The sequence below is a fragment of the Leadbetterella byssophila DSM 17132 genome (assembly GCF_000166395.1).
GTDB classification, from domain to species: domain Bacteria; phylum Bacteroidota; class Bacteroidia; order Cytophagales; family Spirosomataceae; genus Leadbetterella; species Leadbetterella byssophila.
This window is the reverse complement of record NC_014655.1, coordinates 3,316,429-3,332,794: the sequence shown is the minus strand read 5'-3', so window position 1 is coordinate 3,332,794 and position 16,366 is coordinate 3,316,429. Positions and strand designations below refer to the sequence as shown.

Below are 16,366 nucleotides of genomic sequence, written 5' to 3'. Positions count from 1 at the left end.
CTGCAAAATTAGCCTAATTCTTCTTCCCTCTTTCTAAAAATGCCTTAAATTCTTCATAACTAGTGTACGCCACAGGAGGAGTTATCATCTCTCCTTTAGCATCAACAATAATGTAGTAAGGCTGAGCATTGCTATTGTACTTGCTCATCTGAAAATCCAGATTTTTAGCACCTATGGTAGCTTTCAATTTATTATCATACGTAGAGACGTATTGCCTCTCTACAGGTAGTTCCTTCTTATCATCCACATAAAGAGACGCAATCACGAAGTCCTCACTCAAACTTTTTAAGATGTCTGGCTTAGACCATACATTTTCCTCCATTTTCCTACAATTGGCACAGGCATATCCCGTAAAATCGATCAAAACGGGCTTACCTACTTCAGCAGAATGCGCTAATGCGTCTTCAATTTCATTAAAGCCCCAAAGACCATGAGGCAATGCTCTCATCAACTCCGGTTTAGGTGCAACTGCACTACTGGTCTGAGTAGGCAATGGAGGCAAGATTCCAGATAATGCAGATAAGGGCTTATTCGTTACACCAGGAAGCATATATCCTGCTATCCCAAAGAATACCACAGCGAAAAATACGCGTAATGCACCATATTTCTCCACCTTTTCGTCTTTCGACAAACGAATGAATCCTAGTATATATAAGCCAATGATCACGGCTACCAAAATCCAGATCACTAGGAAAACATTTCTATGGATCAAATTCCAGTGATATGCCAAATCTATATTGCTAAGGAATTTCAAAGCAAGCGCAAATTCCATAAAGCCAAACACAGCTTTAAGTTCATTGAGCCACCCTCCGGACTTGGGAAGGTTCTTCAACAACTGAGGAAACATAGCTAAACCTCCAAATACCAATGCAAATGGCAAACCAAAAGCCAGCATTCCATATAACGGTTTCAGTACCTCTCCACCCGCTGCACCAATCAGCAAGGAACCCACAAAAGGTACTGTACAACTGAAGGACACAACCACTAAAGTCAATGCCATGAAGAAGATCCCTATTAATCCTCCTTTATCTCCTAATCTGTCAATCTTATTTACCGCTCCATGAGGTAATACAATCTCAAATGCCCCTAAAAGCGCAAATCCGAAGGCAATGAACAATAAGAAGAAAATCAAATTAGGAATCCAATGTGTACTTAGAGCGTTCAGGAAGGAAGCTCCCAAGGCCATGGTGATCAAACCCATGAGGGCAAAAATGACCATGATGGAGATTCCATAAAAAATAGCCTTAAACTTACCCCCTTTCTGCTTGGTAAAGAAACTTACCGTCATAGGCATAATAGGGTAGATACAAGGCATAAAGATGGAGGCAAATCCGGCACCGAAGGCTACCAATAAAAACTGCCACATTCCCCCACTTTTATTATCCGGTGCTTCGGGTATATCCGTTAAAACCTGTAAAGGCTCAGCAGAAATGGTATCTAAACTTGCAACTACTTCTGGGGTAGCTACCGTATCAGAAACTTCCTCCTTTTCTACGTCCTTGACTTCTACTCCAGGCTCTGCTTTAAATGAAATATCGTATTCCTCATCTCCCGGTATACATACGCCATCGTCTTGGCAGGTTTGGAACCTTAAAGCTGCATGCAATTTTACATCCGTACCCGTAATCTTTGCCTTTTGAATATAAGTAGCTTCATTGTAATAGACCAGTACGTCTGCTTCCCAGACTTCTTCGTAAAACTTCTTTGCAGGCTTGGCAGGCTTTGGCCTTCCTACTAATTGAAGTCCCTGCAATTTACTAAATGCGAACTCCAGATTCATAGGACCAGCGTCCGGATCTGACTCCGCCGCATAAATCTTCCATCCCTGCTGAATCTTAGCATTAAATATGATATCTACTTCATCACCTACTTTCGCAGATTTAGGTTTTATGGAATATGACCATTCAGTAGGTTTAAGTATACCTTGGCCAAAACTTGCAAAACTGATGAAAAGTAGGGCAACAAAAAATCTCATGGAAGTTTAAAATACTTATTAACTATAACAATACTTGAGCCAAAAACATTGCAAGCCCCCTTAAAATTTAGGACAAGACAATGCTTTTCGTCTGATCTTATGCTTAGGTCTGCGATCTACTTCCACATGAGGCAATTGGTAGGCAATGGAAATCTCATGTGAACCTCCTGATCGAGTCCCCAATCCTGAAACGGTAAGATCGTAGCTATACCCAAATGAAAAATTCTCATACCTTACACCAATCACCCCTGAGATGGCATCTTGATTGGGGAAGTTATTAAAGGCCTTTGTCAATGGTATACCCCTGTATTGTAATCCTATAGTTAAAGGTGTGTAGGTGACGTATGCTCCAAGATCCAATTGAGAATAAGGACCTTGCTTCTTGTATAAAAATGTGGGTGTAATAGTCACTTCTCTTTCAGAATAACTATCTGTTATCAAATAACTCAAATCAAAATTGTATCCTCCGTGCACCACGTACTGCCTTGGTAAAGCAGGAATTTGTCCATTGTTCCCGCTGTAAAAACTTAGCTGAGGTTCCGTGAGGTGATTGGCAGATACTCCCAAGAAATATTTAGGATTAAAGTATAATATCCCCGCCCCTACATCTAAGGTGTTTATGGAGGTAGTTCTATCGCGGATTACCGGATCGGCAGAACCGCCTGTCACTTGACCATTATTAGCTAATTGATCTCCAAAAATCAACCCATTGGTTTGTAAACCTCTAAAGGAATACCCTCCGCTCACACCAAAACGTATGGCATTATCTCTGTTGATATTCAATTCATAGGAATACAGCAAGCGAACTTCCGTATTGGTTAAATTATACCCTTGTTTATCAGAAAGTAATGAAAGCCCTATACCACTATTGGCCTTTTCCAAATAATGATCTACAGTAAAAAGAGTGGTAATGAAGTTAGCATTAAGAGAGGGCCATTGATTCCTGTAGTTCATCATCACCCTGGGAGCGTACGCAGAACCGGTAAATGCAGGGTTATGATACATAGGGGCTGCATAAAACTGGGTAAACTGGGGATCCTGCCCACTTACCGTATGCACCAGTATCATAAAAAAGAAACACCATCTTTTCATAGCCCCTATCTTAAACTCGCTCTTTGATTACATCAAATATAAACACAGAAAGCTTCCGCCCTAGCGCAAATTTAAGTTATCGGCTAAAAAAACTAAAATCAAGGGAAAAAGCATTGCACATTTATATGCATTTTTACGTTTACTAAGGTAAGATCAGAGATATTTTATGAGGAAGTGTTTACTTATTGGGGTGATGATTTTGCTGGGACTAAATGCCTCTGCACAGCTTACCTATGTAGGTAAATCCTGCATACAAAACCCCAATGATGCCTTACCGAATGACGGAACTCAAGGATGTGCAGAGAATGTCTTCCTGTTTGACCATACCCCCGGTGGTAGAGAATGGACTTGGGATTTTCGATATACCGCTAACTCCGGTGCAGCATTTTTTATTCCCACGGCCGTAGGCTCTCAAACCATTTCTTACACGGTTACAAAAGCAGATGGCTCTCAGGAGAGCAAGAGTATGCAAGTGGTCACTTCCTATTACCCTAATCAACCTCTATTTGAAAATAAAACCAGCCTAGATACCACCATTTGTGGTGGAAAGAAAATTACTCTTGATCCGTACAAAGGAAGATCAGCTCCCGCAGGAGTAACTTATAAGTGGTTTCCTAACGGAGATACTACCTCTACACTAGAGGTTGACGAGCCAGGATGTTATAGTGTAGAAGTGATAGACCCTATTAGTGGATGTTCAAGGTCTGCGAAGGTAAATGTAAAGGTTTGTATGGAACAGGATCCCTCTGGTGGAGGATCTGAGAAATGGTATTTTGGAGATGGGTCCGGAATAGAATTTGACCTAAGCTATACCGAACTTCCCATTGACTCCTTAGCTGATGAAGGCAGTTTAGATCCTCAACCTGAGCTTGAAGATCCTATTTTTACACCTACTGTACCCAATACCATCAATGAATCACGCGCCAAAGAAGCTTCTGCCATGGTCTTTGATAAGTCCGGACAGCTAGCCCTATACACAGATGGCAAAAAGGTTTATTCCGGTGTTGATGACCAGGAAATACCCTTTGTAGGAACAAATCCCCTACAAGATAGGGCCGGAACCCAGGGATTGGCCTTGGTCCCCAAACCCATCTGTTCTTCCTGTGATTTTGTGAATTATTATCTCTTCTATGTAGACAAAAATACGGGCTTACTGAACTATCTCACCATAGACATGAGAACCCAGGATAGAAGAGGCGAGGTCATAGGAGAACCTGTTCCGGTGGCAGCAGAAGTATCAGACAAACTAAACGCCGAAAGAAGTGCAGATAACCTGAGCTATTTCCTTTCTGTATACGTACCTCACGCGGGAACATTCCAGTCCATAGGTGTAGATTCTCTGGGCTTGATTTCCGTCTTGCCCACTGTAAATCCTCCGGCTCCAAATACGGTTTCTTCGGGCTACGTGGCTGTATCCTCCTCAGGTGACCAAATGGCGCACGGTCTAGTTAAAGACGGACAAAATGTAGTGCAAATATTCAGTAGAGATCCGGCAACTAACCAGACAGCATTTATCAAAGAAATTAACCTAAATGTGCCGGCACCACCTACCATTTACGGCTTAGCTTTTAGTCCTAATGGCCAATTCCTTTATGTCAGCTTACAAGGTGACGGAACGATCAATTCTCAATTATGGCAAGTGGACATAAATGCGGAAACCGGCACATTAATTATAGAAAGACCTGAGATTTTCGGGGCTCTTGCCCTAGGACCAAAATATGGGGCAGGAGAAAAACTGGTCTATTTAACCATAGACGGACAAAACACCATCCATTATTTCCAGGAACCGGATGAACCCGGAGCTGCCTCTGCCTTTACTTGGGCTCCCAATAGTGCACACCCCGGGGTACGAGTACCTGGCACCACACGTCTAGGGTTTCCTAATGTAGTTGGTGCTGAGCAAGACCAACAAAGCGATGGACTTGAAGCAAATTACGTAGGGAATTGTTTTAATCAGCCTACCCGCCTCTATACTCAAGACGTGTGTAGTCCTATGAAAAATGATGTGGAGTGGGAAGTAGAAGGGAAAAAATATAAGGGCAAAGAAGTTTCACATACCTTTTCAAGGATAGGATGGCATGACATCAAAATGAAAGTGCGCATCTATAGAGAGACTCAAGCCGGAAGCACTTTAAACAATAATACAGGAGGCCTAACGGGGAATCTTCTTAATGACTTTTGTACAGAAATAGAATTTAAAGGTAGAATCTATATCAAACCTTCTCCAAATGTGCGTATAGCTGAACCCCTTTTTGTATGTGTTGAACCTCCCTATAACGGCAAATTAGTTCAACCTGAAGTATCTGGAGGGGAATCCTTTACCTATGCATGGTATACAGGAGCTGGAGTTCTATTAGGTCCTCCAAATCACGATCCCTACGAAAAAGATCAGTTATTTTACACTGCCCAAAACTTTATATTTGAAGTTACTAACAATTACAACTGCATGGTATCTCGTAATATAAAGTTAGAACAAGGCTGTGAACCTATTATAGAAATACCTACAGCCATCACACCTGATGGACAAGGACCTATTGAAAATGAAACGCTGAAGGTCATTCATCACTTCATAGAACGACCTGTACTTCAAATCTTTAACAGATGGGGAGAACAGGTATATGAAACAGATGATCTAACCAAAGAATGGGATGGATCCTTTAAAGGAAAAATCTATTCACCTCAACTATATGCATATGTACTCAAATACTATGCACGTGATTTCCCGCATTTGGGCGAACAGAAGAAAGTTGGGTCAGTATTAGTTTTGACCCAATAATCATGGCTTGGCTAAAATGCCTTCCCAGCGGTTCAAGAAATCATCAGCCATAAAATCAGACATGCCTTCATGACGTATGACAATCTCTCCCGCTTTATCTAATACTACGGTAGTGGGGATAGCTTGTCCTAGTAGGGTTTCAGGTAAGATATCATCCGGACTATACACCGGGAAAGTATATCCTTTGTCTTCTATAAATCTTTTAGCCAGTTCCGGTTTGTTATCTACCTCCACCACTAAGAATTCCACATTCGGGTTTTGACGATATTTCTCATACAAGCTCTGAAGTGAAGGCATCTCCCTTATACATGGAGGACACCAGGTGGCCCAGAAGTTGATTAAAACTACCTTGCCTTTTAAAGAGGCCAGTTGGACTTTAGATCCATCCAACTTCGTAAAACTTAGATCATGTTCAGTACTAGCTACCTTTTCTGTATCAGTTTCTTGGGTTTGGTCTTGTTTTGAAATACAGGAATTAAATAATAAGGCTAGGAGAATTAGTTTTTTCATGCTTGATATTGATGAATGATATGTTCTAGTTGAGGTAAGGCTACCACACCTGACTGCCTCCACAGTATTTGACCTTTCTTAAAGAGTATCAAAGTAGGAACTCCCTGAATCCTATATTGCTGAGAAATAGCCGGATTAGCATCAACATCTACCTTTAAAATCGTAGCAGCGTCTCCTACCTTCTTCTTCAAATCACTCAGAATGGGAGCCATGGTTTTACAAGGTCCACACCAGGTAGCGTAAAAATCCACCAGTGTTAACTGCTCGCTATTGATCTTTTGAAAAAATGAGTTCATATATATATAACAATACCTTTTAAGCTTTAGGTTCAAAGTATCTCAAGGTCTGTGATATAATTTGAATACAATCTAAAAGTTGGCCTTCTGAAATCACTAATGGTGGAGCAAAACGGATCTTATTTCCGTGTGTAGGCTTAGCTAGTAATCCTCTATCCTTTAATGCCACACAGATATCCCAGCCTAAAGTAGACTCTTCTCCAGAACTCAATTCTATGGCGTTCAATAAACCTTTCCCACGAATTTCCTTCACTAAACTACTGTTGATCTCCCTAAGTTTTTCTCGGAAGATCTCACCCAGATGAAAAGCTTTTTCCGGAAGGTTTTCGTCGAGTATAATTTGTAATGCTTCTTTTGCTACAGCACAGGCCAGGGGATTCCCCCCGTAGGTAGAACCATGTTCGCCTGGCTTGATGGTTAACATGATGTCATCATCAGCCAATACCGCCGATACGGGCATAATACCTCCGGAAAGGGCTTTCCCCAAGATCAAAATATCAGGACGCAAACCCTCATGATCTACACAAAGCATTTTTCCGGTCCTACCTATACCGGTTTGAATTTCGTCAGCTACAAATAACACACGAGCTGCCTTACAAAGTCGGGTTACTTTGGACAAATACCCACCTTTAGGCACTTTAACACCGGCCTCTCCCTGGATAGGCTCTACAATAAAACCGGCGATAAAAGGATCAGAGATAAGTGCATTTTCTAAAGCCTCTACATTATCATACTCTATGGTTTCTATTCCGGGTAAAAAAGGCCCAAAGCCCGTGGTACTGCTTGGATCATTGGACGCAGAAATAATACCGGTAGTTCTACCGTGAAAGTTCTCTTTGGCAAACAAAACCTTTGCCTTCCCCTCAGGAATCCCCTTCTTCTCATATCCCCATTTCCTACACAACTTTAATGCGGTCTCCACTGCCTCCACTCCGGTATTCATCATCAATACCTTATCGTACCCAAATAGTCCTGTGATAAATTGCTCAAAATCACCTAGTGGTGCGCTATGAAAGGCCCTTGAAGTAAGCGTGAGTTTACTGGCTTGCTCAGTTAAAGCTTTAATAAGACGAGGGTGACAATGTCCTTGGTTAACGGCAGAATAAGCCGACAAAAAATCATAATACCGTTTTCCTTCTACATCCCATAGAAAAACGCCTTCCCCTCTTTCTAAGACTACAGGAAGTGGATGATAATTATGTGCGCCATATTTCTCTTCCAGCGCTATATAATGAGATGTAGAACTTGCCATACCTTTACTGATTTTTCACAATTTAGGCTTTTGGCCAGAATCTTCCAAATTACGTAAAAGCGAATAACTTATTCCGCACCTTGCATTATGGACATAAGAATCTCTTTGTGAACTACTTGATAACTGCTTCTGTCAAATATTCCGGAGGAATTATTTCCAAGCCCTCCATTGTCCCAGTAGAAGGGAATCATCCCATACTTCTTTGCTGAAGCTGTGACTGCTTTTACATAGGAATTTCTTGATTTATTATGCTCAGAAAGAGCGGGCTCAGGCAGAGTCGACCTATAGGTAGCTGCATATTCTCCGAGTACCACTGGAATTCCCTTCCCTACAAAACGCTCATACATCATTTTAAATTTGGCATCCAAATATTCTTCCTGCCCCCAAGTAGAGACGCCTGATTTTCCTTGAAATTCAGATCCCCAGAGGTATTTACTTGTCGCACTATTATCTAAGGAAAAGTCGTATGGATCATAATAATGCACTTCAACAAATAATCTATTTTCTTTAGTATCCTTAGGTAAGGCCAAGGATTCTACCGTATAATCAATGTTAGTATTATAACCTTGTACCACCAGATTTCTCCAGGCATTTTTTCCGCCTGTTGCGCGGACAGCATCTACAAAGGTTTGATTATAGGACATTTGCACCTCAATATGTTCCTTGCTAGGTCTGTTATAATCCGCATGCACTTCATTAGTTCCGGCGAAAAGGAGGTGTTCATCATATTCTCTGAAGGCCACAGCTATTTGCTCCCAAAGTGCTCTTTGCTTCTGATTCACCTCTTCCTGTTTTACATAATACGGATGATTTTCAAGCCACCCCCCATCCCAGTGAATATTGAGAATGACATACATTTGATTTTCTATACAATAATCCACCACCTCTCTAACCCTTAGTAACCACTCTGTCTTGATACGGTGGGTAGTTCTGTCCTCAATGTATCCACTCCAAGCGCATGGAATCCTGATGGCATTAAACCCTGATTTCTTCACCAGATCTATCAACTCTTTACGGGTAGCGGGGTTTCCCCATAAAGTTTCACTAGCGGTCAGTGGATCAGAGCAAGCTTCTAAGCTATTGCCCAAGTTCCACCCCACTTTAATTTCCTTACTTAATGACATGGCATCTTTCTCTACACCAATCTGGGTCTCAGGTACATTTCTAGGCAGACCATCCTGCTTTACATCCAGAATCTCTTCCACATAACCCATGATCACCTTCACTTTAGCTTCTCTGGAATATATTCCTGGATTCTCCACAATAAACCACTTCTGTCCCTCCACTTTTATCCATGTAGGTAGATCTTTATAGGTGACAGGTGCTGATGCTTCCATCTTTACCTCAAACTCTCCACCCTGAGCCTTAGCCCATATCGCCTTAGTCTCTAAATTAAATTTAGGTGCACCGGATTGATGGAAAGTGATAGAAATTTGTTTTGGTCCAGACTTTACTATCACTTTTCCAATCCTAACCGAATTATTAACATTATCCTTTATTTCCACATCTATTTTTACCGTTCCTTGTGCTCTGCTTCCTCCATCTACCAGTATCCAGTCCACTTCCGATATCACTTCGAATGGTTGGCTGGCTTTTACGTAAAAGTTTTGTAAAGTGGCAGAAGAAGGCACTTCCATGCTTTCCTGAGAAATAACTAATTCTACCTCAGGATCCTGATTTTCTTTACAGGATAGTAGGAACAAGAAGATAACAATTATGATGCGCATACTCATTAGAGGAGGCTAGGCCTCCTCCTTTTATTTCTTAATAAAATGGAAAATCAAAACCTCATCTTTTGTATCTCCGGAAGCAATGGAGTTTGAAATTACCCCTAACCATATCCCCTCTGAATCTATGTTAGATAGATTTGATCCTCCATGAGACACGAAATACCAGTCATTTTTGCTTCCACTGATACTTTTTGTATTTGTAGTTGGTAGCCAATTTGCCGCTGTCCCCGCATAGTCCACCAGAGGAACACTTATAGTCAGGATATTTTTATCAGGATCTATTTTAACTGTTCCAGAGGCAGTATAATCCAGTCCATCCTTTTTCTGCTTTACATCCACCTTTATTTCATCTCCATCAGTACGAAAGGTTAGAGAGGCACTTTCAGCTACGCTTTTAACTTTTTCATCCCAAACCCAGCCATTAGAAGTAAAATCATTACCGAAAGTAGATGAACTAGTCCAGCCCCCTTTGAAGGTGGGGGGAAATTCCACCCAATCTACGAACCAGTTGGTATCTGGAACAAAAGTTTTACCCACTAATGCAGCTCTCCACGCCGCCAAAGGATCAGCGCTACTAGCTCCGCTAGGCAAGAAGTGATAAGCCAGGTACTCATCTTTAACAGCATCCCGGGCACCTAGCCAGATGCCAACCATATTTCCGGAGGCGTCAACTTCTGACCTTATTACTCTCAAGGTCTTCTCTGAAGTTGTACTTAGGGATACCCAATCAGCAATGGTGAATGAAATGGCTTTATCAAAATGAAGATTATTCTTATCATCAACACTATAAACTCCTGCAATAGGCTTTCCGCTTCCATCTGTAAAAATATAATTGCCTTCTTTTGCACCTGTTTTACTTAGGGTCAAAGAAATATTCTTGATGGTATTAATATTATAGGGTGCCCAACCTGTATTTTGATAATCTTGAGCGGTGGACCATGGATTCAAGAATTCCCCGGCTAAGTTGGTCCAGTTATACGGAGTTTCCGTAGACAGGATCCATTTCTTCGTCGTTGTGGTTGAAGTAGTCAAGTCTTCATTTGCGTTACCCATATAAGGCGGTTCAGGTTCTACTTCTACTCCAGGAGTCCAATTTTCCTTGAATTCTTTGGAAATATAATTGTAAACTAGCAAACAAGCTCCTTCACCAGATAATACAGGATCTCTTAGAACGGCTAACTGCATATGATCTTTTGTCAGGGAAAGGATTTTTATATTTCCCCAATCTATAACCACTTTATCTCTACCACTGTCGTGCAAAGGTGAGGCGTCAGTAATCCGCATGGTCTTATTCTCTGTATCTAACATATAAGTACCAGTTTCTGTACCTCTTGAGGAGATAGTTTTGTGCTCCACCTTCACATGAGCCCCCCCTTTTAAGTCAAAGGTCATTGAACCAAAATCCGCTGTATTCATCAGCCATGAGTTGCCTTTAAAATCAGGATTCCAGTTCCAGCAGTCGCCTCCTTCTTTCATACAGTCGCCTAGCCATCCATTGTCTGTTCCATAGAAATATAGTGGTCCTAGAAAATGACGACTCAAGCCATTTTCATCTAAATCCAAATACCAGGTCTTTTCTTGATCGACCCCACCTGAAAGCATTTCCCACATTTCATCTTGAACAAAGGGAGCGTAGAAGCTTTGCACACTAAAAGTAGCCGGTTCTCCATACACTACTCCGCCCCTGGTCTGTACACCAAATTTCACCGAGTATGTCCCGGGAAAGGGTATCTTCAACGTAACGTCTGCACTTTGGCTCCTACCTTGGGGATGATCCCACAATGGGGTATACTTTTTATCCATCAAACTCCTGAGATGGATAATGTTCGGATTTTGAGCATCTGGCTCAATCTTAAACGCTATTCCCGGCACTAAATCGCTCGGTTTTACATCTACACTTCCCAGGAAAAATTCATCTGGGGCGCAGGAGATCAGGAGGCTGATCCCTGCTATTACACTTAGAAATCTATTCAGAATACGTTTCATCTTATTTAAGGTTTAATTCCAACCGGGGTTTTGAACCAAAACTCCTTTAGAAAGGGTGATTTGAGTGTTAGGAATCTGCATAAAACCTCTGGTCTTGGTGATATTTTCGGCCTTGATGATCACTTGATCTGCTGCATTTCCACTTAGTACATTTTGCGTCTGTGCTATCGTTGCAGATGCCACTTGCAAACCTTGACGTAATAAATCCCAGTATCTGATTCCTTCGAATGCGAACTCAAATTTTCTCTCTTCCCAGATATTTTCCTTTGTAACGGGTTTAGTACTTAAGCCGGCACGAGCACGAACAGCATCAAAGTAGTTCTGAGCATTAGCTGAGCCTAACTCTGCCGCCATTAATAATACATCAGCGTATCTAATCACTACAAAATCCTGATCTTGCGATATCTGGAAATCATTACTTCCCCCCGTATCTGAAGTGCCGTCAGGCAAAGCGGTAGGAGTATACTTCTTATTACTATATCCAGTGTATTCCCTTTGGTCTTTGATATCAAAACTGCTAGCTATACCCTCCTTTTCTAGATCGATGATGGATGCAACTTTTCTTTTGTCATTAACATCAAATGAATTCACCAAACGCGGATTTACGGTACACGCTCCCCATCCTTTCCCGTAAGGAGCATAATTCGTATTTCTCATTCCCATCATAACCAGCCATCTATTACCATCTACCATACCATTGTAATTTTGGGTATTATTAAACTTCTGTGCAAATACCGTCTCCTTGTTGCCCATGCCGGCATATCCGGATTTATCTAAGGTATTATTTGCTGCATTAGGAAGGTAGGAGGCCGCCGGCCACAAGGATTTATATTCTTCAACGAGTCCAAATTCACCACTGCTGATGATCTCCTCTAATCCGGTCAGAACCTCAGATTTACTCACACCCAGATCATCCTTTCCGTAATAACCGGTGTAAAAAAGGTAGACCCTGCCAAGAAGTGCTTTCGCGGCATGTGGAGTTACTCTTCCATCATTACTTGCAGCTTCTGACTTTGGATAGGCATTCGAAGGAATATTTGAGGCCGCAAACTTGAGGTCTTCCACGATCAGCTGATAAACTGCTGTGGGATCTGCCTGAGGAATATTATCAGTAGTTGGTTCTGTCAGTAAAGGAATTTTCTCAAAAAGCCTAACCAAATCAAAGTACTGAATGGCTCTAAGGAAACGTGCTTCTCCTTCTATTCTATTTTTTCTGGCCGCATCTGAACCAAAATCTATCCCATTCAACTTTTGCAATAAGGTATTACAACGGAAGATTCCAGCATAATAATCTGCCCAGGTCCCGTTGAAAATATTGTTGTCAGAAGGACTTTGACTAATGTCAAATCTATCTATAGCTTGGTAAGCCCTACCGTCTGTATTGCCAGTAGCACCGAATGTATTATCCGATAAGACTTCGGATGTCACATAAAATGACATATTGCCATTAGAGGACGTTCTTTGAAAGCCGTCGTAGCACCCAATTAATGCCATTTCCGCATCTGCGACGGTCTTGTAGAAATTGTTATCCAGCACACTAGTCATGGGGTCTACATCCAGAAAGTTTTCTGTACATCCCCAAAAAAGTGCCGTACTTATATAAATCAAAACCTTTTTCATGCTTACTTAAAATTTAATGTTTACTCCCACTAGATAGATTTTAGGGCGAGGGTAATAACCCAGGTCAATACCAGACACCCATCCGCTTGTACCGTAACCTATTTCAGGATCCATGCCGTCATATTTGGTAAAGGTGAACATGTTTTGCGCTTGAGCATATACTCGGAACTGACTCAAATGTTTCCATTTAATAGGAGGGGCAAAATTGTACCCCAAAGTGATGGTACTAATTCTCAAGAAATCACCTTTTTGCAAATAAAGGTCAGAGAATTGCCAGTTCACATTGGTTTCAGTTACCCTTGGAATCCTATTCGAAGTGCCTTCTCCTGTCCAGCGTTGGAGTATGGCTGAAGTGTAATTGGCTTGTTTGTTGGTATGATTTCTATAGGATTGTACGATTTGATTTCCTGACACCCCATTGGCAATGATTCCCAGATCGAAGTTTTTGTAGTCAAAATTCGCATGGAATCCGAACACCACTTTAGGCATACCTACACCTAGATTGACTTTATCTGATGCATCTATTTTCCCATCAGAGTTCACGTCCACATAGCGTACATCACCTGGTTTTACTTCCGGTTGGAGTATTCCCTTTCCTGCAGATCTCCAGGCTTCTATTTCCTCGTAATTTTGGAAAAGACCATCAGTTTTATATCCCCAAAAGTAACCTATTGGCATTCCGTTCTGTGCTCTATAGAACTCATCAGAGTTGTCAAACAACTGTCCGGTGGGACCGTGGATTATACCATCTTCAGTAGGGATATTTCCCACCACGTTCTTGTTGAAAGAGGCGTTGGCTCCAAACCTATACCCTAAACTACCTGCCTTATCTTTAAATATGGCGGATAATTCAACCCCTGTATTTTTCACATCTCCACCATTAATGAATGGTGCTCCTGCTCCTGCGGTGGCTAAGATGGGAGCTTGCACTAGCCAATCTTTAGTGGTTTTGATGTAAAAATCACCATAAACCTCTAATCTGCTCCTCAACAGATAGGCATCAAAACCTATGTTAATTTGTTCTGAGGTTTCCCACTTGACTAAGGGGTTAGATAATCTGCTTGGATAAGCTCCAGGTACATTTGTTTTTGAGGTTCCAAAAACATAGAAGGCTGCCGGATTTCCACTACTATAAGCTGTTGAGGTGTTGATGGGAGAAGCAAACTGAAAATCATCAATGTTTTGGTTACCTACTTGTCCCCAACTGGCTCTTAGCTTTAAGAAGTCCAAACTTCTACCTGGCTCAAAAAAATCTTCGTTAGTTACTACCCATCCTGCGGAGAAAGATGGAAAATATCCCCATCTATTTCCACGAGAGAACTTTGATGATCCATCAGCTCTCAATGTGGCATTTAGCATGTATTTCTCCTTATAATTATATCCCGCTCTTCCAAAGTAGGATGCGCGGCGGTATAAATTATCTGGTCCACCTCCTACTCCCATTGTTTCTACCACATTTCCATCAGCATCTAGATGCGCAATACCAGTAGTATTATCCAAATAAGCATGATCAAAATCATCAAACTGGGTGAGTAAATTCCAATTGGATGCGGATAAATAAGTCCCTTGGTATCTCTGGGATTCCATTCCTACCAAGAGATCAAAATAATGTTTGTTATTCAAAGCGAAGTCATAGGATGCTGTATTTGTCCAGGTCATCGTATGGCCCTTATTCATACTTTGAGAGGTAATAGTGCGGTTTTCATTAAAACTGTATACCGAAAATCTGTAAAGAGGTTGAAAGCTCCGATATTCATTTGCAGAATAATTAAATCCAAAAATGCTCTTGATTTTCAATCTCTTAATGGGCTCTATCTCCGCATAAAGATCTGCAAGGAGCCTTTGTGTATCACTTCGATTATTACTATTCGTCATCATGGAGCCATAAGGGTTGCCATCTCCATTGTACCACGGGGAATCGCTAGTATCATTATAAGGGCTATTGTACTTATTATTTCCACTATATACTGGAGATAGCGGAGAGGTAATAAATGCCCCCCTTAATGTATTATTATACTGGTTTCCTACGCTTATCCCATTATTACGGATATAATTAAAATTAAGATGTTGACCTACTTTTAAGAAGTCTTTATAGAGTTTGTGCTCCGTGTTTATCCGAAATCCATAACGCTGATAATTTGACACGTCCTTTCCTCCTACAATACCTTCTTGATCAATTTTGTTAAAGGAAATGGAATAAGCAGAAGAGTTATTGCTACCATTGATTTGCAAAGAATGATTTTGAGTAGCAGCATCCTTGATGAACATCTGGTCTACCCAATTCGTATTGGATAGTCCCTGCATATCCTCAAATCGAATTAAAGCAGCTCCTGAATTCAAAGCTTGCTCATTCATGATCACTTTATACTCTTCAGCATTCAGCATATCAACCATTCGTATTGGATTTTGTATACCTATATAAGCGTCATAACTTACTTGTCCTTTGCCTCCCATCTTAGTGGTAACAAGTACTACGCCGTTTGCTGCTTGAGCACCATAGATGGCAGCAGAAGCAGCATCTTTCAACACATCAATAGACTGAATATCAGCCGGATTTAGCAAGGCTATATCTCCGCCTGGAATTCCATCAATAACGTACAAGGGGTTAGAATTACCAATTGTACCAAGCCCCCGAATATTTACTTTCATTCCCGCCCCCGGTTGGCCGGATGTAGAAAGAATAGTCACTCCTGCAGCTTGCCCCTGTAAAGCCTGCAAAGGGTTTAGGGTATTTTGTTGCTGAATAAGTTCTCCTCCTACATTAAGGTTTGCCCCCGTCACGAGTTTCTTCTTTTGTACTCCATAACCCACCACTACAACTTCGTCTAGAGCAGATTGGGCAGAAGATAGTCGGATCACAATCTCTCCCGCTTTTTGAACCGTATACTCCGCAGTTTGGAATCCAATAAACGAAACTTCCAGAACATCACCAGATTTCGCATTTAATTGGAATCTCCCTGTGGCGTCTGAGAGGGTTGCCACAGTTCCTCCTCTCACTTTGATAGTTGCACCGGCCACCGGTTCACCATCTTCTTCTGACAAAACGGTACCTCTGATGCCTTGTGCCCAAAGAACTTGAGTCACGAGAATCAGTATTACCGTCAATTTAAGCTTGGTAAAAATTCGCAT

10 protein-coding genes are annotated in these 16,366 nt (G+C 41.4%); 1 reads left to right on the top strand and 9 read right to left on the bottom strand.

Features of this window, described 5'->3' with window-relative positions:
• Positions 1-13: 13 nt before the first annotated feature.
• A complete protein-coding gene (locus LBYS_RS14770) occupies positions 14-1,975 on the bottom strand; it encodes a protein-disulfide reductase DsbD family protein (RefSeq protein WP_013409650.1) in 1,962 nt (653 codons plus the stop codon).
• Between the two features lie 60 nt (positions 1,976-2,035).
• Positions 2,036-3,067 (bottom strand): PorP/SprF family type IX secretion system membrane protein, encoded by a 1,032-nt coding sequence (locus LBYS_RS14765; protein ID WP_013409649.1) that lies wholly within the window; start codon positions 3,065-3,067, stop codon positions 2,036-2,038.
• A 166-nt stretch (positions 3,068-3,233) separates the two neighbouring features.
• On the opposite strand from LBYS_RS14765, the gene LBYS_RS14760 reads away from it, so the two are divergent.
• Positions 3,234-5,843 (top strand): T9SS type B sorting domain-containing protein, encoded by a 2,610-nt coding sequence (locus LBYS_RS14760; protein WP_013409648.1) that lies wholly within the window; start codon positions 3,234-3,236, stop codon positions 5,841-5,843.
• Here LBYS_RS14760 and LBYS_RS14755 read toward each other — a convergent pair whose 3' ends face one another.
• From LBYS_RS14755 to LBYS_RS14725, 7 genes are all read right to left on the bottom strand, one after another.
• Complete coding sequence (locus tag LBYS_RS14755) at positions 5,844-6,353, bottom strand: TlpA family protein disulfide reductase (RefSeq protein WP_013409647.1); 510 nt, start codon at positions 6,351-6,353, stop codon at positions 5,844-5,846.
• Positions 6,350-6,649: a thioredoxin gene (gene trxA, locus LBYS_RS14750; protein WP_013409646.1), complete on the bottom strand. Its 300-nt coding sequence runs from the start codon at positions 6,647-6,649 to the stop codon at positions 6,350-6,352. The genes LBYS_RS14755 and trxA overlap by 4 nt, the downstream gene beginning before the upstream one ends.
• Before the next feature lie 19 nt (positions 6,650-6,668).
• On the bottom strand, positions 6,669-7,901 hold the full coding sequence (rocD, locus tag LBYS_RS14745) for an ornithine--oxo-acid transaminase (RefSeq protein WP_013409645.1): 1,233 nt from the start codon (positions 7,899-7,901) through the stop codon (positions 6,669-6,671).
• 68 nt (positions 7,902-7,969) lie between these two features.
• On the bottom strand, positions 7,970-9,628 hold the full coding sequence (locus LBYS_RS14740; protein WP_013409644.1) for a cellulase family glycosylhydrolase: 1,659 nt from the start codon (positions 9,626-9,628) through the stop codon (positions 7,970-7,972).
• Positions 9,629-9,658: 30 nt separating this feature from the next.
• The gene (locus LBYS_RS14735) at positions 9,659-11,617 is read right to left on the bottom strand and encodes a hypothetical protein (RefSeq protein WP_013409643.1); all 1,959 of its coding nucleotides are present in this window, start codon (positions 11,615-11,617) and stop codon (positions 9,659-9,661) included.
• A 12-nt stretch (positions 11,618-11,629) separates the two neighbouring features.
• Complete coding sequence (locus LBYS_RS14730; protein WP_013409642.1) at positions 11,630-13,237, bottom strand: RagB/SusD family nutrient uptake outer membrane protein; 1,608 nt, start codon at positions 13,235-13,237, stop codon at positions 11,630-11,632.
• A gap of 6 nt (positions 13,238-13,243) precedes the next feature.
• A complete protein-coding gene (locus LBYS_RS14725; protein ID WP_013409641.1) occupies positions 13,244-16,366 on the bottom strand; it encodes a SusC/RagA family TonB-linked outer membrane protein in 3,123 nt (1,040 codons plus the stop codon).